19 protein-coding genes are annotated in these 20,555 nt (G+C 40.2%); 10 read left to right on the top strand and 9 right to left on the bottom strand.

Annotation, left to right across the window (positions count from 1 at the left end; all coding sequences use genetic code 11):
• Positions 1–42: 42 nt before the first annotated feature.
• Complete coding sequence (locus tag ACXACJ_RS05820) at positions 43–1,146, bottom strand: adenylate/guanylate cyclase domain-containing protein (protein WP_475133341.1); 1,104 nt, start codon at positions 1,144–1,146, stop codon at positions 43–45.
• A 147-nt stretch (positions 1,147–1,293) separates the two neighbouring features.
• Between ACXACJ_RS05820 and ACXACJ_RS05815 the strand changes: the two genes are divergently transcribed.
• Entirely contained in the window at positions 1,294–2,151 is an 858-nt protein-coding gene (locus ACXACJ_RS05815) for a glucosaminidase domain-containing protein (protein WP_475133340.1), read from the top strand.
• Positions 2,148–3,182 (top strand): polysaccharide deacetylase family protein, encoded by a 1,035-nt coding sequence (locus ACXACJ_RS05810; RefSeq protein WP_475133338.1) that lies wholly within the window; start codon positions 2,148–2,150, stop codon positions 3,180–3,182. The genes ACXACJ_RS05815 and ACXACJ_RS05810 overlap by 4 nt, the downstream gene beginning before the upstream one ends.
• 10 nt (positions 3,183–3,192) lie before the next feature.
• Here ACXACJ_RS05810 and ACXACJ_RS05805 read toward each other — a convergent pair whose 3' ends face one another.
• Positions 3,193–3,936 (bottom strand): alpha/beta hydrolase, encoded by a 744-nt coding sequence (locus tag ACXACJ_RS05805; RefSeq protein ID WP_475133336.1) that lies wholly within the window; start codon positions 3,934–3,936, stop codon positions 3,193–3,195.
• 256 nt (positions 3,937–4,192) lie between these two features.
• Between ACXACJ_RS05805 and ACXACJ_RS05800 the strand changes: the two genes are divergently transcribed.
• Positions 4,193–5,083 (top strand): hypothetical protein, encoded by an 891-nt coding sequence (locus ACXACJ_RS05800; RefSeq protein ID WP_475133335.1) that lies wholly within the window; start codon positions 4,193–4,195, stop codon positions 5,081–5,083.
• A gap of 255 nt (positions 5,084–5,338) precedes the next feature.
• Here ACXACJ_RS05800 and ACXACJ_RS05795 read toward each other — a convergent pair whose 3' ends face one another.
• On the bottom strand, positions 5,339–6,334 hold the full coding sequence (locus tag ACXACJ_RS05795; RefSeq protein ID WP_475133334.1) for an XdhC family protein: 996 nt from the start codon (positions 6,332–6,334) through the stop codon (positions 5,339–5,341).
• Between the two features lie 44 nt (positions 6,335–6,378).
• Here ACXACJ_RS05795 and moaA point away from each other — a divergent pair, with 44 nt between their 5' ends.
• From moaA to ACXACJ_RS05775, 4 genes are read left to right on the top strand one after another with little or no spacing between them, the layout of a single operon-like run.
• On the top strand, positions 6,379–7,368 hold the full coding sequence (gene moaA, locus ACXACJ_RS05790) for a GTP 3',8-cyclase MoaA (RefSeq protein ID WP_475133332.1): 990 nt from the start codon (positions 6,379–6,381) through the stop codon (positions 7,366–7,368).
• A 1-nt stretch (position 7,369) separates the two neighbouring features.
• Positions 7,370–8,578 (top strand): molybdopterin molybdotransferase MoeA, encoded by a 1,209-nt coding sequence (locus ACXACJ_RS05785; protein WP_475133330.1) that lies wholly within the window; start codon positions 7,370–7,372, stop codon positions 8,576–8,578.
• Positions 8,579–8,580: 2 nt separating this feature from the next.
• A complete protein-coding gene (moaC, locus tag ACXACJ_RS05780) occupies positions 8,581–9,066 on the top strand; it encodes a cyclic pyranopterin monophosphate synthase MoaC (RefSeq protein WP_475133329.1) in 486 nt (161 codons plus the stop codon).
• Positions 9,063–10,121 carry a WD40/YVTN/BNR-like repeat-containing protein gene (locus ACXACJ_RS05775; RefSeq protein WP_475133328.1) on the top strand — a complete coding sequence of 353 codons (1,059 nt, stop codon included), beginning with the start codon at positions 9,063–9,065 and terminating at the stop codon, positions 10,119–10,121. Before moaC ends, ACXACJ_RS05775 begins: the two co-directional genes overlap by 4 nt.
• A gap of 1 nt (position 10,122) precedes the next feature.
• On the opposite strand, the gene yaaA is transcribed toward ACXACJ_RS05775, so the two are convergent.
• The 4 genes from yaaA to ACXACJ_RS05755 all read right to left on the bottom strand — a co-directional run bounded on the left by yaaA (position 10,123) and on the right by ACXACJ_RS05755 (position 14,996).
• On the bottom strand, positions 10,123–10,887 hold the full coding sequence (gene yaaA, locus ACXACJ_RS05770) for a peroxide stress protein YaaA (RefSeq protein ID WP_475133326.1): 765 nt from the start codon (positions 10,885–10,887) through the stop codon (positions 10,123–10,125).
• Between the two features lie 174 nt (positions 10,888–11,061).
• Entirely contained in the window at positions 11,062–12,366 is a 1,305-nt protein-coding gene (locus tag ACXACJ_RS05765) for a M28 family metallopeptidase (RefSeq protein WP_475133325.1), read from the bottom strand.
• A 75-nt stretch (positions 12,367–12,441) separates the two neighbouring features.
• Positions 12,442–13,680, bottom strand: a complete 1,239-nt coding sequence (locus ACXACJ_RS05760; protein ID WP_475133324.1) for a tetratricopeptide repeat protein — start codon at positions 13,678–13,680, stop codon at positions 12,442–12,444.
• Positions 13,680–14,996, bottom strand: coding sequence for an AAA family ATPase (locus tag ACXACJ_RS05755; protein ID WP_475133323.1), 1,317 nt, complete (start codon positions 14,994–14,996; stop codon positions 13,680–13,682). Before ACXACJ_RS05755 ends, ACXACJ_RS05760 begins: the two co-directional genes overlap by 1 nt.
• A 160-nt stretch (positions 14,997–15,156) precedes the next feature.
• On the opposite strand from ACXACJ_RS05755, the gene hrpB reads away from it, so the two are divergent.
• The 3 genes from hrpB to ACXACJ_RS05740 all read left to right on the top strand — a co-directional run bounded on the left by hrpB (position 15,157) and on the right by ACXACJ_RS05740 (position 18,487).
• The gene (gene hrpB, locus ACXACJ_RS05750) at positions 15,157–17,640 is read left to right on the top strand and encodes an ATP-dependent helicase HrpB (RefSeq protein WP_475133322.1); all 2,484 of its coding nucleotides are present in this window, start codon (positions 15,157–15,159) and stop codon (positions 17,638–17,640) included.
• Positions 17,641–17,701: 61 nt separating this feature from the next.
• Entirely contained in the window at positions 17,702–18,091 is a 390-nt protein-coding gene (locus ACXACJ_RS05745) for a hypothetical protein (RefSeq protein ID WP_475133321.1), read from the top strand.
• Between the two features lie 24 nt (positions 18,092–18,115).
• On the top strand, positions 18,116–18,487 hold the full coding sequence (locus ACXACJ_RS05740; protein ID WP_475133320.1) for a flotillin-like FloA family protein: 372 nt from the start codon (positions 18,116–18,118) through the stop codon (positions 18,485–18,487).
• Between the two features lie 73 nt (positions 18,488–18,560).
• Here the strand turns inward: ACXACJ_RS05740 and ACXACJ_RS05735 are convergent, their stop codons facing one another.
• Positions 18,561–19,760 (bottom strand): glutamate-5-semialdehyde dehydrogenase, encoded by a 1,200-nt coding sequence (locus ACXACJ_RS05735; RefSeq protein ID WP_475133319.1) that lies wholly within the window; start codon positions 19,758–19,760, stop codon positions 18,561–18,563.
• 8 nt (positions 19,761–19,768) lie between these two features.
• Complete coding sequence (gene proB, locus ACXACJ_RS05730) at positions 19,769–20,551, bottom strand: glutamate 5-kinase (RefSeq protein WP_475133318.1); 783 nt, start codon at positions 20,549–20,551, stop codon at positions 19,769–19,771.
• Between the last annotated feature and the right edge of the window lie 4 nt (positions 20,552–20,555).

The raw sequence follows: 20,555 nt of genomic DNA, 5'->3' as shown, positions 1-20,555 counted from the left end.
GCAATTGGCTTAAAACTAAGCCAACTAAGAAATGAAACTGCCTTAAGAAGCTTTGGAGGATTTCATAATAGCCTGAGGAATTGGCCAATCCGAACCCTTACTTTCACGATTAACAGCGTAAATACCAATGGGTTCCAGCTTTCCACGAAGTTGTTCTTCTCCCAAAAGCTCAAGATGATAAGGTTCAACATCGTTCAAACCTTTTAAGTAGCATTCAGAAACCAGTAGACTTCGTTTGAAAGTATTGCATTGCTCCTGAATTCGGGCTGCAATATTCATTGTATCTCCATGGAAAGCGATTTCTCTTTTAATCTCTCCTACTTCAGCCGCGGTAACTTCACCTTCATTAATTCCCGCCTTAAAAACTGGCTGAATTCCGTAAGTATCCAAATAATAATCTTTCCGCTTTAAAAGTTGATCTTCAAAAGCCCAAAAGGATTTTATGGCTACAGAATGGTCGAGGTTGGGTTTTACTCGCCAGCTAAGCACAACTTCATCGCCAACATATTGATAAACTTCCGCATCAAATTGCTGCACCACGTGCAAATCGTAAAAGCAATCTTGCAAAAAACGACTGTAATGAATGTGGCCTAATTTTTCGGCAATTCCTGTTGAACCACGTAAATCAATAAACATAAAAATCCTATTCTCAACACTCGGATTGTAAAAATCGCCTCTAAAGAGCCTCCATAAATTTCCCGGGCCAAGCAATAAATTCAGTTGCCTTAAACTGAAAAGCACAAAATTTACCACTAAAGAATAAAGGAAAATTAGGAAGGTATTGGGATTTGAAAGAAACTGCCAAAAACTAATGGGTTCATTAAAGCCAATTACGTTTTTCAAAAAGTAGTAAACAGCCACGAATAAAATACTCATGATGTAGACGTTCACCGAAAAGCCCAAGAAAAGCAGTTTTCTCAACGGAATTCTACGATAATAATAGCGTTCCACCTTCAAATGAGCGGCTCCAAACAATGCTCCAGCTAATGGGCCAAAAATGAGCATCATTCTGAAAATGCCATGCGGAGTTATATCTGCAGGAGCAATCACCACAGTGCCATAGGTTCGCACAATGCCAAAAAGGCCAATAGCCACTACCCAGCCTATAATATAATCCCTAAGAACCCTTAGCGCCTGCTTCTTCATTCACAAAAATTAATGCCGAACCTAACCTTTTTGGCTAGCACAAAGTAAAACATTGTATTTTAAAATAGGTTCAATGTTGTCTTTCATACGTATATAGTGAAAATCGCGTTAGCCTAACTGCCAATTTTTATTCAATATCTTTGTCGCATGCATCAAAAAAGGGGGAAGAAGAGTTATGATTTATCGCTGCTTTTTGTTTGCCTCTATCTGTTAACGATTGCATCATGTAAAGAACACAAAGAACCTCCTCCTACTTTCACACCAAAACTTCAGGTTCAATATGTTGATTTACATGGCCCCGAAGGCATTATCACGCTGAATGATAGCCTTGTGCCCCCCATCCTCTACTCCCATGTTCCGCGTATTGATACGTTGCCTATTTTTGAAAAGAAGGACAAATTCATTTCCGCAGTGCTACCTGCTATTCTAATTGCCAAATATAGAATAGCTAAAGATAGAAGCCGTTTAGAAGAACTGCTAGATAAGGAAGAATGGCTGGCAGAAGACAGTACCTTTTACAATGCGCTTTGTGTAGATTATAAAACAGACAATGCCAGTGTTCTCCATAACAGAATGGAAACTCACCCCAACAGTATCATTCTGGCACAGGCCATAATAGAAAGCGGTTGGGGAAGCTCTCGTGTTTTTCGCGAAGCTAACAACATGTTTGGCATTTGGTCATACACCCATAAAGAGCCGCGCATTGCTGCCCGATACAAACGAAATGGCCAAACCATTTACCTCAGAAAATATGCTGACCTTTCTGAATCTATTGAAGATTATTTAAAAACTGTAGGCCGAACAAATGCCTATCGAGATTTTAGAAGAGCCAGACTTGAGACTCAGAATCCGTATAAGTTGATCATGCATTTGAAAAATTATTCTGAACGGAAAGACGATTACGTAGTTCAATTATCGGGAATGATCAGGTTCAACAAACTCACTGCTTTTGACAATTATGTGCTTGATCCCAACTATATTCAACTCGTTGTCGATCAAGAATGAAACTGAAAATCGTCCTCTTTTTACTACTTAATTTATCGGGAACTGGCTTAGCACAAACCGGAAATTCTGAAGTTGTAATGCTAGTTTACCATCGTTTTGGAGACAATCGCTATCCTTCAACCAATATTAGCTTACCAACTTTCGAAGCACAACTGGGATATTTAAAAAGCTCAGGATTTGAATCAGCGACTTTCGATGAAGCCCTTAACTATATTAAGGCGAAAAAAAATGATAGAAAGCTGGTAGTAATCAGTATTGACGATGGATACAGCAGTTTCTATACAAATGGTTGGCCGCTGTTAAAGAAATATGGTTTCACGGCAACTTTATTCATTAATACATCCACAGTTGGCAGCGCTGATTACATGGACTGGAAAGAACTTGCTGAAGTTCAAAAAGCTGGAATCGAAATAGGTAATCACAGCCATTCCCACCCTTTCTTTTTAAACGAACCCGAAGCAAAAGTTAAAAAGAATTTCAAAGAGGAAGTTGAAACCGCGCAAAAACTCATTCAATCCAATTTGGGATTTAAACCCACCACTTTCGCTTACCCTTACGGAGAATGGACAGAAGATATGGCCTCTGTATTGAAAGACTTAGGTTTTAAAGGAGCTGCGGCTCAAAATTCGGGAGTTATTTACGCTGACACTGACCTTTTTCATTGCCCCAGATTTCCGATGTCAGAAACTTATGGTTCGCTTAAGCAATTCAAAAGCAAAGTGAACATGCACGCGTTAGAAGTAGAGCAAGTAAAAATTGAAAGCACTGGATTCAATGGCTCCAAAGAAAGGCCCAAAATCGAAATGACTTTTCAAGAAGGTAATTTGAACCTAAACGCATTACAATGCTTTGTGCAAGGTTCAACGTGTTCAAAATCTATTCAGGTTTTAAAAGAAGGAATCACAAAACTCTCTGTAAAGCCAAAAACCAACCTGAGTGCAAGAAGAACTTTATTTACCATTACCGTACCGGATAAAAAAGGGAATTGGCATTGGTTCAGTTATTTGTGGCTTTTACCCGAAAACAAATAAACTTGAAGGGCTAGCAAAACAGCCATAGAATGGCATTGCAAAAGCTTTCCTGACTAAAAACCGTATGTTCATCTTGCTGATTGGTGGATGAAAACATGGTTTCTATATGGGAACATATTCTAGTTTTTCGTTCTAGAATTCGCTTTAATCGAAGCACATTCGAAAAGTAGAATCGGCTTTCTCCCCTTCCAGAGCATAAATAGATTTTCACAGGGCATTCACTTTGATCGAGCTGATCTAAATCGTGATAAACAATTGGAGAAACCCATAAACTTGGGGAAAAGGCCAAAACCTTTCCAAATACACTTCCGTGTTTCAAACCAGCATACAAACTGAGTAAACCCGCTATATATCCACCGCCAATCGCGGTATTTGCAGGGCCAACTTTCACCCGAAACTCATTATTGATTTCAGGTATGACATTTTCCATCAAAAAATTCAGCATCTCTTTACCCAAACCATCTCCAAAATGAGGATTGTAATAAGGAGAGTAATCCTTTTTAACCTGTTCCTCAGAATCGATTTGAACGATGATGATGCCATCAAATTGGTCGCATTTTGATGAGAAGAGCTTCTTAGAAAGTGAATAAGACGTGGCATCAACAAGATTTTCTCCTCCCAAAAGGTACAATACAGGGTAAAAACTGTTAGAATTCTGGTAGTCAGATGGGAGCAAAATGGAAATTCGGTACGATGAATCGAGGTTAGAAATGGTACACTTTTCCTTTAAAATATGAACAGTCGGTTCTATCAAGTTAATTGCGCATTGGTTAGGTTACAGCTTTCAAAAGTAATGAATCGATATATTATTTCTTAATTATTTTAAATTTTCAATATTAAGGAATAAATATATTATCAATTTAATCATCATTCAGCTAGATTCACAGATTCAAAATTGCTCATTGTAACCTGTAAATCATTTTATATACCTAATTGAAGGTTTAGCAAATCCCTAACTATTTGAAAAACAGCCCTCATCTTTACTATATTTGCGGGCTAAAAATTGTACGATGCGCCTCAGACAACTTGCTCGAAAATTGGAAGTTAGTCCAAGTAAAATCTTGGAAATTCTATCTGCGAATGGTCATTCAGTTGAAAATGACCCTAACCTAAAATTAACCGATGAGCAAGAAGCGCTGGTTCTGGATAAGCTTCAACCTAAAATCGTTCAAGAAGAAATAACTTCAAGTGAAGCAATACTAGACACGGAAGAGACAGTAACTATTGAAGAGTCCATCACTTCAGAAGTCGAGGAAATTCAAGCTGAAGAAGTAAAAGAAGTCGAGTCTGAAGTTATCATCGAAGAAAAACCCCTTCCTCGTAAAATAGAACTACCAGAAACTAAACGTAAAAAGCCTGCGGTCTACACACTTGAAAAAGAAATAGAGGAACAAGGTAAAGATTTGGAGCTAATTAAGGCTCCGAAAGTTAAGCTCGATGGCCTGAAAGTGCTTGGAAAAATAGATTTGCCAGAGCCCAAACCAAAAGCGGTAGAAAAGGAAGAAGAAAGCAGGGAAGAGAAGCCGAAAACTGAAAAGAGACCAGTTAGAAATGGTAGAAATAATGGCCCATCTCATAGAAAAAGCCAAAACAGAAAACCAAGACTGAATCCGGTAGAATACGAAAGAGTAAAAGCCGAAAAGGAAGCCAAACGTAAGAAAGAAGAAAAAAATAAGGCTTTAAAGGAAAAGAAGGCAAAACACTATCAAGAGAAAATCCAGACAAAACAGAAAAGTGCTAGAACGAGCAAAACTAAAGCGAAAAGCACATTACAACCTAATGTAAGCGAGAAGCTAGTTCAAAACACCAAATCAGCCAACAGAGCCACAAAACAAAGTAAAAAGCCTACTGGATTGAAAAGAATTTGGGCCTGGTTAAACGGAAGATACGATCACTATTAATTAGCGATTGGGGCAGCTTTTACAACGCTTTTTTTCCTTTTTCTTGTACTTCTTACAGCACTTTTTAAACACGCATTCATCGGTATTTAAAAAGCCTTTAGGTTGAATCAACTCAACTTCTTCTCTAGAACATTCACCCTCAAGCGGTAGGCTATCAAAAACTGACATTGTTTTTATTTAGATCAATTCTTAATAACAAAGTAAACGGATGATTCTGGTTTCACAAAACCAATTAGCGATTATCCTTTATTTGCTTTAAGAATTCTTCACCTTAATCACTTCCGCCATAACACTCAAAGCAATCTCCCGAGGTAATTTAGAACCAATATCAATCCCAATAGGTGCGTGAATTGTGGCAATCTGTTCTTCAGAAAAGCCATATTCTTTTAATCGGTCAACACGCTTTGCATGAGTTTTTCTACTTCCTAATGCTCCAATATACCGCACTTCTGACGGTATAAGAATCTTCAAAGCTTCATCATCAATTTTAGGATCGTGCGAAAGAATTACCGCATATGTGTTTTTATCCAACTTCACATTTGGCAAAACCTCCTGAGGCCAGTTCACATAAACTGATTCTGGTTTTACTTTAAATCGCGTGCTATTTGCAAATGTATCTCTGGGGTCAATGAGCAAAGTCTGAAAACCAAAGCCCTGAGCCAATTCGGTAAGTTCCACAGTAATATGAGCCGAACCAATCAACAACATCAAAGGCTTTTGTGGGAAAACATGAATGAAAAATTCACCATTCTCAGAAATACGACTTTCGTCCGAAGCATAAGCGTCTTCAAGCTCATTCAACAGAAACTTTTCTGGAGCCTCCCCTATTGAATCTCCATTTGCTTTCACCAAGCCATTGAAGTTCGTTTCTTTCGTAGAGCTAATCCAGCTGAAACCTTCATCATTAGAAAGCAAACGATCCATTTCTTCCCAAATTTGATTAGGAAATGGCTGTATCAACACATCCAAATGTCCTCCGCAACTCAGGCCAACTTCCCAAGCTTCTTCATCGGCCACACCAAAATGAGCCAACTCAGGCGTTTCTGTTTCCATAACCTTAAGCGCCTTTTTCACCACGGCCATTTCCACACAACCACCGCTCACCGACCCAATCATTTCGCCATCTTCAGTTACAATCAAGGCCGAGCCCACAGGCCGAGGCGAACTTTTCCAAGTATTAGTTACCCTTGCTATGGCTAGTTTTTTACCTTCTCTACTTAATTTGCGTATACTTGAAACTATGTCTATCATAGATGGAGTTTTAACAGCGTTGAACCTTAGAATCGAATATACATTTGCTTTACGATAATCACGGCAGACAACTCAGATATTTACGGCTTGCGGTAACAGAGCGGTGCAATTTGCGCTGTTTTTATTGCATGCCAGAAGAAGGCCTAAAATTCAGTCATAAGTCTAAAATTCTTTCATTCGAAGAAATGGAAAGGCTTACTAGAATTCTAGCCGAAATGGGTATTAGCAAGGTTAGAATTACTGGTGGTGAGCCTTTTGTGCGCAAAAACATTATGGATTTAATTGAATCCATAGGCCTAATGCCGGGTATAGAATCGGTGAACATCACCACAAACGGAACCAACCTAATTCCTCACATTCCAAGGTTGAAAAAAACCGGCATCGATGCCATTAACCTTAGTCTCGATTCACTGAATAAAGAGCGCTTTTTTAAGATCACCAAACGAGATGAATTCGATGCGGTGATGGATTCATTCAATGCACTAATGGAATCTGGCATCACGACTAAAATCAATATGGTGGTGATGGAGGAGCATAATTTGGATGACATTTTGCCTATGTGCGAGCTAACAAAAAACAACGAGGTTAGTGTTCGATTTATTGAAGAAATGCCATTCAATGGAGGGGGTAAAACTTACACACCTATTCATTGGAACAGCAAACGCATTCTGAATCATATTGAATCGGCTTTCCCTGACATTCTCAAACTAAACGACCCAGAAAGCAGTACTTCATACAATTATCAAATAGAAGGTGCTAAAGGAAGTTTCGGAATCATTCCCGCTTATACTCGTTCAATTTGTGGCCAATGCGACCGCATTAGAATCACGCCAAAGGGCGATTTAAAAACCTGCCTTTATGATAATGGCGTTTTCAGCTTTCGTGATTTTATTAGAGCTGGTGCTTCTGATGAAGAAATAGCGCAACAATTCAAAAAGCTTTTCAATCAGCGTCCAAAAGACGGCTTCGAGGCCCAACAAAACAAGAAATCTTCTCTCAATACCTTTGAATCAATGGCCACTATTGGCGGATAATATGAACTTGACATCATACCAAGACGCACTTCAAATAATTAAAGCTCATCCATTTCGACCAGAAAACACCACCAAACCCCTGAAAGAATGCTTGAGATATATTCTGAATGAGGATGTGAAAGCAGATCGGGCCTTTCCTCCTTTTGACAGGGTAACGATGGATGGTATTGCCATTGCTTTTAGTGATTTCGAGAAAGGACAGCGGACTTTTGATATAGAGCATGTGGTTGCAGCAGGAACTCCTCAGTATACAATGTCTGAGAATAATTGCTGCGTACAAATCATGACGGGCGCCATGATGCCTAAGGGAGCCGATACTGTGATTCGTTATGAAGACCTCAGCATTGAAAATAATCAGGCCACGATTTTAATTGAGGAAATCAAGCCAAAACAAAACGTACACTTTAAAGGAATTGATCGCCAAATCGGAGATGTTATTCTCAAAAAAGGAACTCGACTTGGCGCACCCGAAATGAATGTAGCTGCGGCCATTGGAAAGTCGGAATTATCGGTTCTATCAACTCCAAAAACTGTGATTGTCACTACGGGCGATGAATTGGTTCCTATTGAAGAAATCCCTCAAGACCATCAAATTAGGCGATCTGGCAATTATGGTGTTCAAGCTTTGCTCAATCAGTGGGGCGTAGAAACTTCTATGCATCACATGAATGACGATAAAGCCCTGATAAAAAAAGAATTAGCAGAATTGATTGCTCAAAATCAGTGCATCGTTTTGATTGGTGGCGTATCGAAAGGCAAGTTCGATTTTCTACCTGAAGCGCTGGAAGAATTAGGTGTAACAAAACATTTCCACCGCGTGAACCAACGGCCTGGAAAACCATTTTGGTTTGGAACGGCCCCGAATGGGACTACTGTTTTTGCTTTGCCAGGCAATCCCGTTTCTTCCTTTATGTGTGCTTCCTTCTATTTTAAAACTTGGCTCAATCATTCATTGGGAATAGAACAAAAAACAACACAAGTAAGATTGGCTAAGGATGTCAACTTTCCCGCTCCCCTCACCTATTTTCTTGAATGCAGAACTGAATTCAATGAAAAAGCAGAACTCATTGCAGAACCTTTTATCGGGCATGGTTCGGGAGATTTCGCTAACCTTACCGTAGCCGATGGCTTTATTATTCTTCCCGAAGGAAAAGACCTTTATGCCCAAGGCGAAGTATATGACTTTGTACCCTTTAGAAATCATTTCTAAGCATGACCAAACAGTTTACACATATCGATAAAAACAAGCCCAGCATGGTTGACGTGGGCGACAAAGCAGAAACCAAAAGAACAGCAATTGCTCAATCTCAGGTGCAGTTGCCCGATGATATGAAGCCATACATTGCCGATGGCGAAATAAAAACGCTTAAAGGGCCTGTTTTTCAAACTGCGATTATTGCAGGAATTCAAGGCGCGAAAAGAACTTCAGAGTTAATTCCATTGTGTCATAATCTTCCACTTAGCAAAGTGGAGATCAATATTGAAGTGAAAGAAAACCTCTTGGTTGAAATTACCTGCGAAGCAAAAACTTTTGGCAAAACTGGCGTTGAAATGGAAGCTTTAACCGGAGCTTCTGTAGCTGCGCTCACCATTTACGACATGTGTAAAGCATTCTCACATCACATTGAAATCAAAAACACTAAACTGCTAAAAAAAACAGGTGGAAAAAGTGATTTTCAATCTTCCGAAGAAGTATGAAAATAGCGGTTGGCACAGACAAAGGTCTTCTGATTTATGAAGGTGATTCGGAAACTTGGAAACTTAAAGACCTTCATTTTGTAGGCTTACCGATTGGCGCATTTCATGCCGATGTAGATGGCGGTTGGTGGGTTGCCGTAAATCACAAACATTGGGGCAGCAAGCTTTATCGTTCTTCCGATCAAGGAGAAAGCTTTAAGGAAATTTCACGACCTCAGTTTTCTACTGACTCAGCATTGAGTCTGAAATCTATATGGATTATTGAATCGCAGATGCTTTCCGATCGCAAAAGAATATTGATTGGAACAGAGCCTGCCGCCATTTTCTATTCTGATGATGAAGGTGAAAGTTTCCATGAAATGAGAGGTTTGAGCGAGCACCCAAGCCGACATTTGTGGCAAGGCGGTGGAAAAGGGAGCAAATCACCGTTTCTACATACCATCCTGTGCCATCCACAAAATGAAAACCATTTGATTGCTGGTATTAGTTGTGCTGGTATTTTTCAATCAGCAGATGCAGGAAATACCTGGCAACCGACCAATATAGGACTGAAGGCTTTCTTTTTACCTGATGGAGATCATCAAATCGGTCACGATCCGCATACTTTGAGGCAATCGCAGAAAAATCCGAATATTCTATGGCAACAAAATCACTGCGGAATCTACCGTTCGGAAGATACAGGGGAAACTTGGCAAGAAATTACCGATGCAAATGGAAACACTGAATATGGCTTTGCGCTAGTTTCAGCTGCCGAAAACGACAATGAAGCTTGGGTTATTCCTGCGCAGAGTGACGACATGCGCTTGCCACTAAATCAGAAACTTGAAGTGTTCTATACTGCGGATGGGGGAAAAACTTGGCTGTCGAAATCAAAAGGCCTTCCTCCTGCCCCTTGCTTTGATCTGGTTTTGCGCGATGCCATGACCATTCACCATAAGCTCATTCTGTTTGGAACCAACAACGGCAACCTTTACCTTTCTTCTAACAAAGGCGAAGAATGGCATATTTTAAGTCAAAACCTGAGCACCGTCCGATGCGTCAGGTTTGTCTCTTAATTTAGCCTCTTTTGAAAAGCATATTGGTTTCGTCCGAATTTTCTTCATCAAACCAATAACCTTCATAATCAAAGCCTTTCATTTCTTCTGGGGTGTTAATTCGGTTTTTGATGATGTACTGAGCCATCAGCCCACGGGCTTTTTTGGCGAAGAAAGAAATGATTTTGAATTCACCATTTTTAAAATCCTTGAACTCAACATTCACCACTTTGGCCTTTAGTGAAGGGCGATCGATGGCCTTGAAGTATTCCTGAGAAGCCAAATTGACAAGAACCTTATCGCCTTGTTTTTTTAAATCTTTGAGAACTTCCTTCACAATTTTATCGGCCCAGAAATTGTAAAGTGTGGTATAATCATCAAACGCTAAACGCGTGCCCATTTCCAGGCGATAAGGCTGAATCAAATCCAAAGGACGAAGTATGCCATACAAGCCAGAAAGAATTCGCAAATGCTCTTGCGCATAAAGAATATCCTCATAGCTCAATTCTTCCGCTTCCAAACCAATATATACATCACCTTTAAATGCATAAACAGCCTGTTTCGCAATTTTTGGGTCTTTTGCCTTTCTGAATTTCTGATAACGAGAAACGTTGAGTTCTGCTAAATTCTCGCTGATATCCATCAATTCTTGAATCTCCTCAGGAGACTTTTCCTTCAGAACACCAATGAGTTCGAGGGTTTCTTTTTTAAAACGAGGATAACTTAATTCTTTGTCACAAGGGGTTTCGAAATCGAGGGTTTTCGCAGGGGAAAGGACTAATAGCATTCGGTAATTCTTTTTTTACAAACATACTAACTGCCCACCGTTCTTGTTCGGCCAATGCATTGAAAGTTTCAATAATGTATTTGGAAGAGCGACTAAAAACTAAAAGACATAAAAAAGCCGTTTCTAAGTTTGTTAACTCAAAAACGGCCTTTCTTTTCGTTAAAGAAACGAGAATTATCTAACGCTAGCCTTGTCAACTCTTGTTGGAGTATCTTCTCCAGAAATCATATGCTCAGCAGCCTTTGCAATCGCTTTGATAGTGTTAGTCATATGGGTTAAATCCAAAGTACTCACCTCATCAGAAGCTTGATGATAATCCTTGTCAATATCAATTTGAGTTGTAGAAATGGTATGCGCAGGAACGCCCAACCTTGCTAAAGTCGCGTTGTCAGATCTGTAGAAAAGGTTCTGAGTTGGGTAAGGATCTGGGTAGAAAGTGTATTCAGTACCTTCAACTGCTTTTTGTAAAAGCTCACCAAAGTTCGACTTATCAAAACCGGTGATCCAAGCCGTATTTGGACCTTCTTTAGCGCCTTTTCCAATCATTTCGATGTTGAACATGGCTACAATTTGATCAGGATTCAGTTGCTCAGAAAAATATTTAGAACCGTATCCGCCACCTTCTTCGGCCGTAAAGGCCACAAACATGATGGTTCTTTCAGGAGTAATGCCTGATTCTTTAAAGTATTTAGCCAGCGCAATTACTGCTGTTGTTCCAGAAGCATCATCATTGGCTCCGTTGTAAATAGTGTCGCCTTCTTCTCCCCTAACACCTAAGTGATCGTAATGACCGCTAAAAAGGATGATTTCGTTAGAACGTTTTCCACTGATTTTACCAGCAACATTGGCCAGGCTTTGAGTGGTTACTTTGTTCTTCACTTTTACGTCTACAGATTTTACTGAAGTTTTTGTGGTAATTACACCAACGAAAGCATTGGAGTCATCCATTTTCATGACTTGGCTACCGCGAGAAAGAAAGCCCTTGTAACGATTAAAAATGGCTTCATGCGCAGGATCGATCAATAAAAGTGATTTTCCTTTTCCGCTTCTTGCTTGATTGAAAGCAGATTGGAAATTTTCGTCAGCTTTAATGGAAACAACATTCAAGGCAGAAACATCTGTCCAATCTAAACCTTCAGTACTTGCTGAAACAATGATTTTGTCGGCATCTACAGCAGTACCATCCAGTGATACAGAAATTGATTCAGGTGAAATTGAATACATGTCGAATTTCTGCTGATAGCCGTTCAATCCGTCTAAATGCTCCAATCCAATTTTCTCAAATTCGCCAGCAATAAATTTTGCGGCTTTATCGATTCCTGGAGTAAACATTTTTCTGCCTTCCATTTCATCGGACGCCAAAGTGGTTATGACGTGAGTTACGTATTCTTGATCGATTTCAGCTGGTTTCTGGCAGCTGCTAATGCTAGCAATGGCCAAAAGTCCATAAGCTAAAAAGAAGAAAAAGCGCTTATTCATAGTTTTGTTCTATAGGTTTAAAAACTGAAAGTTACAGTTATTTTAAGGAAAGATGTGTACCGTTCTTACCATTGACTATCGGGTATTGATAAAATTCCAAACCCAAGTGAAGCCTACCATTGGGAAGATATAATATTCTAAGTTGATGTTTAAAGAGCCCGCTGGCCCTGTGGCAGCGCCAATGTAAATGACACCCACGGCTACCATTGCCAAGCTGAACACAATCACAAAGTATTTCACCCATGTTTTATGCGCATCAGCAATTCTACCAATAGGTAAAATCAAAGTGTAGCCAATAATCATAGTAGCCAAAAGAACTTCAGAACGGGTGAAAATCCAACCCACCAACGCCAAAACGAAAATGATAAAACTTATACCTACAAAAGCAGAAACAGTTCGCTCCAATTCGTTTAGAAGATTTCGAGAATACACATTAATGCTCATGAAAAAATTAAACAGCGGCTGAATAATCCATGTGGTTACCACAAAGAAGGTAAGCAAATAGCTCAGTGGTAGAAGAATGGCACTCAACCCTGTTGATTCAGCTCCGGCCACTAATATTTTATTGATCAAAATGATTCCAACTATCACTCCCCATTGAACACCCGGTTTTAGGTTCGACATAAAGAAGAAAAACCGAAGGAAAATGCGATAGAGCCAATATTTCGCCTTCAGAGCTTCTAACATCCCCACCTTTGCATATTCATTCATCGGGTTCATGGAAAGGGCTTCCGCAAAATGATTCAGCGCTGCCTTATGACTGCCTTTTTCAAGTTGAGCCCAACCCAAAGTAGCATGTGTATTAGCATCGTGCGGATCGATCTCCAAGGCCTTATCTATTGTATTGAAAGCTTCTTCTTTCTGGCCTATTTTAAGCTGAGCCGTAGAAAGTGCATTTCGACACATTAAATCCTCAGGATTGAATTTCAACCCATTTTGAGCTGCTTCAATGGCTTCTTGAAAATCCCTTCTAGCAAGTTTTACATTGGCCAAAACACCATAATAATCCGACACTATGGGGTCTATTGCTATGGCTTCATTAATGGCTTCTTCTGCCCTTTTATAATTTAATAATGAAAAATGAGCATTGGCAATGAGGTAATGTGCAAAGGCATTATTGGGGTCGGAACCTAAGGCATTTTTTGCAATCTCAATGGCCTTCACCGCTTCCTTTAGATTCAACTTACACATAGCCAACAGTGCAAGCGCATCGGAATCGTTGGGTTGCTCTGCCAAATATTGATTGAGCAGTTCAACCGCCATATCATAGCGCTTCTGATCTATCAGAAGTTCAATACGAGATAAGCCCTGCACTATTTACTGATTTTCAAGTAGTTCAAAATAGAATCGTAAAGACCCGATTCGTTGGAATACAAAGCATAGTTTCGGGCTTTTGAAAACCATTCCTTGGTTGAAGGCACCGTATTACCCACTGCCTTAAGAAGATCTTTGGTCGATAATGATTCGAGGTTTCCTGATTCAAAAGCCCTTTCTAGCTTATCTTCAATACTTCGATCGATAGCTGCTTTTAAATCTGCCCCTGAAAACTCCTTCGTTTTCTTGGCCACTTTCTCGTAATCAATGCTTTCGGTTGGTTTGTCGCTGAGCATAATTTCGAGAATATTCTCACGAGCAGCTTGATCGGGTGGAGCCACGAAAATCATTCTGTCAAAACGGCCTGGCCTTTTAAATGCCGGATCCAAATGCCAAGGAGAATTAGTAGCCGCCAGAATGAGTACGCCATCATTATCGGTTTCCACTCCGTCTAATTCTGAAAGAAACTGGTTGATGACGTTTCTACCCGAAGCACCGCGCATGTCGGAACGATTGGCTCCTAGTGCGTCAACTTCATCGATAAAAAGCACGCAAGGCGTATTGGCTCTGGCCGTTTCAAAAATTTGGTGCAAGTTCTTTTCACTATTGCCAAGCCAAGCATCAAGAATATCATTAATGCCAATACTGATAAAATTGGCCTTCACTTCTCCTGCTGTTGCTCTTGCAATATGCGTTTTTCCACAACCCGGAGGGCCGTAAAGCAGAATTCCCCCACCTATTTTTTTACCATAAGCCTTATACATTTCCGGATGCTGAAAGGGCTTAATGATTTTCAAATCAATCTCCCTTTTCACCTCAGTCATACCTCCTACATGAGAAAAATCGACTTGAGGTTTAACCATTCCCAAAGCCTCATTTACAAAATGATCGTCATATTCTGGAGCTTGAGGCTGGCTGGCCACTCTAAATTCTTTATCGAGTTCATCTTCGGCCAAATGTGGATTTTGTTGAACTACATCTTGATAAACCTCACGAGCAGAAGCCACACTTCCATCTTTCAAAAGTGCTTTGGCATAAAGGATTTTATGATGCGATTTTGATGCACCGTTCTCTATCAATTCTTCCAAAACCACAATTGCCGTAGAATAAGCCTCAGTTTCAAAATAAACTCTGGCCAAATCGTGTCGCGCCTCTGCGTCTTCAGGATGAATGGATAAAATGGATTTTATATGTCGTTCGGCCTCGCTGAATTGCTTTAGCTTAAAAAGCTCTTGAACCACCAATTTTCTCAAAGGAATATTTTCAGGAGAAGTTTCTAAAGCCAGCAGCAGAGCCTGTAATTGTTCGTTTGCCATTATTTCGATAAAAGTTTGGTTTGAAGATATCAGAAAACTCGGTCTTAAGAAATCCATTTGCATACATTCCTAATTCATTTAGTCTTGAGCTTTCTTTCTTCATTTTTCACAGATAGAAGCTTTAGTAGTAACTTCGCGCTTCAAATCAAATTCATATTCCTTGCCTTTCAATCCTTATTCCATAGATCTTCCGATAACGGAAACCTTCGATGATGTAAAAAAGCATTTAGCTGCTCAAAACACTTTGATCGTTAATGCGCCTCCTGGTGCTGGAAAAAGTACGCTTCTGCCTTTGGCTTTAATGAATGAACCGTGGTTGGAAGGCAAGAAAATTTTGATGCTGGAACCGAGAAGGTTAGCCGCTCGAACCATTGCCGAAAGAATGGCTCATTTTTTAGGAGAACCCGTTGGCAAATCGGTGGGTTTTCGAATAAGGTTCGAAAATAGAACTTCAGAAGAAACCAAAATTGAAGTGCTAACCGAAGGAATTCTTACCAGAATGATACAGAGCGATAATGCTTTGGAAAACATTGGCATGGTGGTTTTCGATGAATTTCACGAAAGAAGTATTCATGCCGATGTAGCTTTGGCTTTATGCCGAGAAGCACAGCAAGTTCTCCGGCCAGATTTGCGTATAATGGTAATGTCGGCTACACTGAATATGCCTCAGTTGACTTCATTATTAAAAGCTCCAGCGGTAATCAGTGAAGGCAAGCAATACCCTGTTGAAGTTCATTACGAAGGAGATATTGACGAATTCTTAATGGCCGATCTTTGTGCCAGAACGGTAATAAAAGCCACAAAAAAACACGAAGGCGATGTATTGGTTTTTCTACCCGGCCAAAGAGAAATCCATCAAGCTGAAGGCATTTTAAGGAAAGAATTGAAAGGCTTTTCGATTCATCCTTTATACGGTTCTTTACCTCAAAGACAACAAACAGCAGCTATTCTACCCGATAGAAATGGCAAACGAAAAGTAGTTCTCACCACCTCTATTGCTGAAACCAGCTTAACCATTGAAGGCATTAAAATCGTAGTAGATAGCGGCTTTGGAAGAACCAGCCGTTTTAATCCTAATTCAGGCTTATCGCGATTGGAAACCGTGCGTATTTCGGTGGATTCGGCCGATCAAAGAGCTGGCCGGGCTGGCCGTTTAAGTCCGGGAGTCTGTTACCGAATGTGGTCTAGTGCAACTCATTTAAGACTTGCTGAGCACATTACGCCAGAAATTATGGAAGCCGATTTGGCTTCTCTTGTGCTCGATATGGCGCAGTGGGGCATTACTGATGTTCAAAACATGACCTGGTTAACGCCTCCACCGAAAGGTCCTTTGGCCCAAGCCACAGAACTTCTGCATCAGTTAGAAGCACTGGAAAATGGAAGAATTACTTCTCATGGGCAGAACATGCTCAAGTTACCTTGTCATCCTCGAATTGCCCATATGCTGTTAATGGCCGAAGATGATGATCAACTGGAACTGGCTACTGACATTGCCGCTTTGTTGGAAGAACGCGATCCTTTGGGCCGAGAAGCGGGCATCGACATCAACACTCGTATTGAAGCCTTAAGAACTCACAGAAGGGAAAATCGAGACAATCGAAAAATGGCCCGAATTGAAAAAATTGCAGATCAGTACAGAAGTTTATTCAACATTGAACCTGACAACAGCAGTTACGATCCCTATGAAACAGGCGTTTTGTTGACGCATGCTTATCCTGAAAGAATTGCTTTTGCTCGACCAGGCAACAACGCTCAATTTCAACTTTCAAATGGAAGATATGCGATGGCTGGCCATCGCGAAGATTTAGCTCATGAACCTTGGCTAGCCATTTGCCACATCGATGCCCGAGATGGAATGGGCAAAATCTTTATGGCTTCCCCTCTAAATCCAAGAGATTTAGCACCACTTGTTAAGGAAAAAGAAGTGATTACTTGGGACACTGATGAAGGTGGGCTAATCGCTACCAAGGATTTAAGAATTGGCAGCATTGTACTGCAAAGTAAGCCACTCCCTTCACCGGATGAAAGCCACTTAGTTGCAGCTATTTCTGAAGCATTGAAAAAGGAAGGTGAAAGACTTTTAGACTTCAATGAAGATGTGCAACAATGGCAAAATCGTGTGCTCAGCGTAAGAAAGTGGAATCCTCAAAACGAATGGCCTGAAGTAAGAACAACCAGTCTTTTGGCTACAAATGCCGAATGGTTAGCGCCTTATCTCTCACAGGTAAAGAAACCCGATGACCTTAAGAAAATCGATTTAAAAGAGGTTTTGCAACATAGCCTCGATTACGAACAACAGCAGTTGCTCGACCAACTGGCACCTACACATTTGCAAGTTCCTAGCGGTTCGAAAATTAAACTGATGTACAGAGAAAATGGAGAAGCACCAGTTTTGGCCGTTCGCATTCAAGAAGTATTTGGTTTAGCCGAAACACCGCGTGTGAATCAAGACAAACAACCTGTCCTTATGCATCTACTTTCTCCAGGTTTTAAGCCAGTTCAAATTACCGGAGATCTGAAAAGCTTTTGGTCGGACGCTTACTTTGAGGTGAAGAAAGAGCTGAAAAGGCGATATCCAAAACACGTTTGGCCAGATGATCCTTGGAACGAACCTGCCATAAAAGGAGTAAAAAAGAAATCTTAAGTCATCCAACTCTTCTTACTTAAACTTGAATTGACCTAACAGAAAGCTTAATTTCTTGCCTATGAATACTCGAATTTTGATGACAGCCAGCGCACTATTTTTAGGCTTAACCAGCGTTGGGCTTACTTTTATGCCAGATTTGATTCTTGAAGGATTGAATCAAGATGAAAACCCAGTTTTGCTTTTGGCTTTCCAATTGGGCGGAGCCTTATATTTTGGGTTTGCTATCCTCAATTATATGGCTAAAGGTGTTTTAATCGGTGGGATTTACAGCCGCCCTCTAGCTTTAGGCAATTTCTCTCACTTTTTAATTGGGGCTTTTGCATCGCTCAAAACCTTGGGCTCAATCGAAGAAAATTATATCTACTGGCTGTTTATCACTATCGCCTATTGTATGTTCGCCATACTTTTTGGATATGTATTTATGACTAACCCAAAGCCTAAAAAATAACATAGAACAAACTGAATAATTGAGATGAACCAAACTTTGATCAACATACTAGCTATAATCGGAGCTGCTACTCTTTTGTATCTGATTTTCAAATTATTGGGTCTATTCTCGTTGATAAATTATGCTTTAATTACAAAAGCTTTAGGCTATCCCATTTCATTAACCTCCCTGATTCTCATGAAACTAAGAAAGGTTAATATCAAGGAAGTAGTGAATGCATATATACAACTTAAGAAGAATGGCGTTTCTGTTGATCCTTCTGAACTAGAAGTAGCTGATTTAATGGGGAAGAATGTGATAAGGATCACACAAAATATTATTCGTGCTAAAGAACAAGGGAGCATATTGACTTTTAAAATGGCGGCAGATGAATTTCCAAGTTCTAAAACCCACTAAACTTGTCTTCCAAAAAGTAGCGCCCTCCCGACATACATCGAAGAGGGCGCGGGCAACCAAGGCCATTAATATTTTATACTCTTACTTGGCCTGTTCCGTAAACGTAATATTTATTAGTAACCAACTGTTCAAGCCCAAGTGGACCGCGATGGTGAAGCTTATCGGTACTAATCGCTAATTCAGCGCCAACTCCCATTTGGCCACCATCGGTAAATCGGGTTGATGCATTATGATACACTGCTCCGCTATCTACCTGCTCCATAAACTTTTCAGCCTTGGCCAAATCGTTGGTCATAATTCCGCTGGAATGGCCTCCAGAATAATGGTTGATTTTCTCAATCGCTTCATCTTCATTTTTCACCAAGCCAATGCAGGCTTTCAAGGCTAAAAACTCTTCAAACCAAGTTTTATCTTCTTCTATCTCAACTTCTTCCGATAGAATTTTCTTGGCTTTATGATCGACTAATAGTTCAACATCAAATTCATGAAGTGATTTTTGTAAATGCTGAAGCTTTTTATTGAGCTCAGGCATGCCTTCATCAATTAAGATTTTGTCGAGTGCATTGCAGGCCGAAATCTTATCCGTTTTTGCATTCAAAATCACCTTAATACTTTGCTCCCAATCGGCAGTACGGTCTACATAAATGAAGTTATTTCCTCTACCACTCACCAAAACAGGGCAACTTGCATGTTCTTTCACAAAGGCAATAAGCCTCTCACCACCTCTGGGAACAATCAAATCAATGGGTTCTGTGGGATTCATCAAGAAAGCCTGCGTTTCTTGTCGATTCATTTTCAGAAGTTTAATCCAATTCTTGGATAAACCATGAGTTTCCAGTGCTTGATGCCAAAGGCTTTCCAAAACTTCATTGGAATGTATGGCTTCTTTTCCTCCTTTCAGAAGTATCTTATTATTCGCTTTAAAAGCCAGAACTGATGCTTCAATGGTAACATCTGGCCTTGATTCATAAATAATCATGATGGTGCCAAATGGAGCCGTTTTGTTGATGATTTTCAAGCCATTGTCTCGCTTGATCGAAGAACGGGTTTTGCCCACTGGATCTTCTTTCAACATTACCTCCTGAACGGATTGCATCATGCCATCCACTTTTTTATCGTCAACCACCAACCTATCATACATCGCCTGATCATCCTTATTAAAGGCTTCTAAATCAAGCTGATTGGCTGCAATGATTTGCTTTCTGTTTTCATCCAAAAGGCGAATCATCGTGTTTAACACTTTGTCTTTTATATCTGAATTAAGAAGTTTCATATCTGTATTTATTCTGCTGTAAATTTTGTTCCTACATTTTTTCCTGCCACAATATCCAGAATCACGTTTTTTTGTTTTCCGTTGGCAATGTAAGTGGTGATGTTTTTCGCGGCAGCACCTTGGGCAATCTTCAATTTTGAACCCATACCACCACGGCCTTCGGCCTCACCTTTTCTGCTTTCGCGAATGTATTGGTCCACCTTGTCGGCAGCGCCCACTTCCCGAATTATCTCCGAATCGTCATCATCTGGGTGACCCGTATATAGTCCCTGAGTATCGGAGAGCATCAACAGCATATCAGCATTGATCAAATCGGCTACAAGACTTGCCAACTCATCGTTATCCGTAAACATAGAGTTTGAAACGGATGTGGCGTCATCTTCATTGGCAATCGGAATTACACCTTCCGAAAGCAAACCTTCGTAACAATTGATCATGTTTTCGCGCCAAATGCCAGGGTTGAAATCCCTTTTTGTTGCCAACACTTGAGCACATTTCATTCCATAGTCATGGAAGAGTTCGTAATAAGTCCGCATCATTCGCGGTTGGCCAACCGAAGAAAAAACCTGTCTGCGGATAGCCTTGTCTTTTATATCACTATAGCCCAAAACCTCTTTTCCGGCAATTACAGAACCCGAAGAAATGAGCACAGTTAAAATATCCTGCTCATAGAGTTCGGCAATCTGCCGCACGATTTCCGTAATAATTGGGCGAACAATTCGATTATCTTTATTGGTAAGCACATTGGTACCTACCTTAATTACTATTCTTTTTTTATTGCTTTTTACCAAAACG

Source organism: Roseivirga sp. AWQ4_251, assembly GCF_056158225.1.
Note: the sequence above shows the minus strand (reverse complement) of the source record. Positions and strands in the feature narration are given on the sequence as shown.